Here is a 3,111-nt window from a genome sequence, read left to right as displayed (position 1 = left end):
GTCGCGGCGACGGCCCGCCCGGTGCCCGGAGCCGGGACCCCCCGAGGAGGCGCGGTGCGCCTCCTCGGCTCGTCCGGCGGTCGGCGACGCTGCCGCCGCCTCGTGCACGGTGGACACGATCAGCCCTGCGCCGCGAGCTCGTCGATCTTGTCCGCGGCGTCCTTGAGCGACGAGTCGACGTCGCCCTTGCCGAAGATCACGCTGCTCGACCACGCGTCGCGGAAGGCCTGCAACTCGGCGACGGTGTTCGGGCCGGCCGGCACCTCGACCGTGCGGGCCGCCTGGTCACCGAAGAGCGCGTACGAGGGGTTCGCGTCGAAGTAGTCGGAGTAGGTCGAGGCCAGGTCGGTGCGGATCGGCATCTGGCCCGTCGTCTCGAGCAGGGCGCGGTCCTGGTCGCTGCTGGTGGAGAACTTCAGGAAGTCCCACGCCGTGCCCTGGTTCTCGCAGGCCGTGTACATGCCGACGTTCTTCGCGTCGCTGAACGTGTAGGTCTCGTCGGCGCTCGTGCCGTCCTTGGTCGGGACGGGCACGGCACCCCAGTTGACGTCCTCGTAGACCGACACGGCCCACGGCCCGACGATCGACATCGCGGCCTCGCCGTCGGCGAACGAGTCGCCCGTGTACTGCTCCTGGCCGGCCAGCCCCTGCTCGTAGAGCGAGCGCCAGAAGGTCGCCACGTCCTCGCCGGCGGTGTCGGCGAAGGTCGCCTTGCCGTCCTCGACGAGGCCGGTGCCGCCCGTCTCGGCCGCGTAGAGCGGCATGAAGTCGAACTGCGACTGGAAGAACTCGCTCGTCGGCGCCGGGTGGATGGCGTACTTCGAGACGCCGGCGTCGACCAGGGTCTTCGACGTCGCGAGGAAGTCGTCGTAGGTCGACAGGTCGGGGTTCTCGGCGTCGAGGCCGGCCTTCGTGAAGAGGTCCTTGTTGTAGAAGATCATCACCGGGTTCGACTTCCAGGGCAGCTGGTAGTACTTGCCGTCGGCGTCCTGGTACTGCTTCGCGAGGTCGCCACTGCGCTCCTCGATGTAGCTCGCGCCGTCGTCGAAGCTCGACAGGTCGACCAGGCCGCCCTGCTTCTGGAACTGACCGACCGCGCTGGGGGCCGTGTTGTAGACGAGGCAGGGGGCGTTGCCGGCCGTGATGGCGGCGCCGATGACCTCTTCGCTCGACTTGCCGGCGGGGATCTCCTGCCCCTTGACCTGCTCGTCGGGGTGGTCGGCGTTCCAGGCCTCGACCATGGCCTTGCCCCAGGTCACCTCCTGCTCGTTGTTCGAGTACCAGATGGTGATGGGGCCCTTGGCGGTGAGGGCGTCGCTCGAGGCACCGCCGCCGCCGGAGCAGGCGGTCAGGCCGAGGGCGGCGACCAGGACGGTCGCGCCGAGGGTCGCGCGGCGGGTGAAGCGTGTGCGTCGTTGCACGGTGTTCTCCTTGGGTGGGTGGTGCTGCGGGTGTGGCTAGGGGGTGGTCTGCGGTGCCGGGGCGTGCGGGTCGGTGCGGTAGAAGTACAGGTCACGGTGGCCGACGGGGGCGTCCCAGCCCTGGGCGAAGGTCCAGCGACCGCCGATCTGCTGCAGGCCGCCCCAGCTGAGCGACCCGCCGGACGTGAGGGCGAGCTGGTCGACCGGACGCCCGACGTCGTAGAGCGCCTGGCTCGCCGCGAAGACCCCGTCGACGTCGTGGAAGACGTCCAGCACGAGTCGGCCGTCGCCCGTGACGATCGCGGCGGCGACCTCGTGCAGGTGGCCGCCGACGCCCGACAGGTCGAGGTACGGCACGGGCTCGAAGGTCCAGTGGCGCAGGTCGTCCGAGCGGCCGACGTGCAGCACGCCGTCGAAGCCCTCGCTGACGAACATGAGGTAGTCCCCGTCGTCGTGGCTGCCGCTGCCGCTGCCGTTGCCGCCGAGGCGGACCGCGTTCCCGTGCTCGTCGCGCGGGATCACGGCGCCCTTGGCCCAGAGCCGCGTCTGCTCGTGGTCGGCGATCGGGCCGAGCTTCTGCCAGGAGACGAGGTCGTCGCTGACGGCGACCAGCAGGTCGATGCCGACCGCCTGGACGGGGTAACCGGGGCTCGGGTGCGCGACCCGCGCCTCCTCGGTGATCGGGAAGACGCCGTTGTAGAACAGCCAGAAGCGCCCCTCGGCGCGGTAGACCTTGGGGTCCTCGGTGCCGAGCAGTTCGTCGTCGAGGGTGGGACGGACGACCGGGTTGGCCGGGTCGTCGACCCAGGCGGCGCCGGGTGCGGGTTCGCCGTCGGGGGTGAGGGCGAGGGTGGCGTGGCCGATGCGGCTGCCGAGGCTCTCCTTGCGGGGCGAGGCCCGGTAGAACAGGTGCAGCGTGCCGTCGTGCTCGATGAGGCTGGGGTTGTAGAGCGACTCGCTCGTCCAGCCGAGTCCGTCGGGGTCGGGCCACTGGCCGTCCAGCGTGAAGGTGAACGCCGGGTCGGCGGTGAAGGGGCCGACCGCCCAGTCGGGGCGGCCCGGCTCGTAGGCGGCGGGGCTCGAGAAGGTCAGCTGCGAGAGGGCGCCGGTGAGCTCGTTGCGGTGGACGAGGGCCTCGTCGAGGACCGTCCGGAGGCGCTCCCGGGTCAGCGGGACGAGGTACGGCTTCGAGGCGGCGCGGGCCGCGTCGGCGTCGGGCCCGGTGTCGGCGCGCGTCGTGTCGGCCCCGGTGTCGGCGCACGTCGTGTCGGGCCCGGTGTCGACGCGCGTCGTGTCGGGCCCGGTGTCGGCGCTCGCCTCGGTGCTCGTCGTGTCACTGGCGGTCGTCATCGGGGCACCCACTTCGTCGTGTGCGATCTCACTCGTCTACCGAAACGTTTCGGTAGATCGAGAAGCTAGCACGTCCGCCGCCGCGCCGGAACCCCTCCCGGCGCGATCTCCCGACCCGCGCCTCCTGACCGGACGCCCGACGAGCACCCATCGGGCTCCCGCCGCAGGGCGCACCACGCTCGCGTCGTCGAACCACCCCGGGACGTGGTTCGACGACGCGAGCGTGGTGCGTCCTCGACGCCCGGGCGCCGAGCGATCTCTGAGGCGGCGCGGGGCGCCGCGGGGTCAGCGGGGTCAGCGGGCGGCGCGGCCCGTCGACGCGCGGACAAGCAGCCGGGCG

At 71.9% G+C, this 3,111-nt stretch carries 2 protein-coding genes; both read right to left on the bottom strand.

Annotated elements, in window-relative coordinates:
- Positions 1 to 119: 119 nt before the first annotated feature.
- Positions 120 to 1,421: an ABC transporter substrate-binding protein gene (locus IFT36_RS15710; RefSeq protein ID WP_369794350.1), complete on the bottom strand. Its 1,302-nt coding sequence runs from the start codon at positions 1,419 to 1,421 to the stop codon at positions 120 to 122.
- Positions 1,422 to 1,457: 36 nt separating this feature from the next.
- Positions 1,458 to 2,771 (bottom strand): glycoside hydrolase family protein, encoded by a 1,314-nt coding sequence (locus IFT36_RS15705; RefSeq protein ID WP_200413626.1) that lies wholly within the window; start codon positions 2,769 to 2,771, stop codon positions 1,458 to 1,460.
- Positions 2,772 to 3,111 lie beyond the last annotated feature (340 nt).

Origin of the sequence: Frigoribacterium sp. CFBP 13605 (assembly GCF_014839405.1) — a bacterium.
Lineage (GTDB): Bacteria > Actinomycetota > Actinomycetes > Actinomycetales > Microbacteriaceae > Frigoribacterium.
This window is presented reverse-complemented; position numbering and strand designations above follow the sequence as displayed.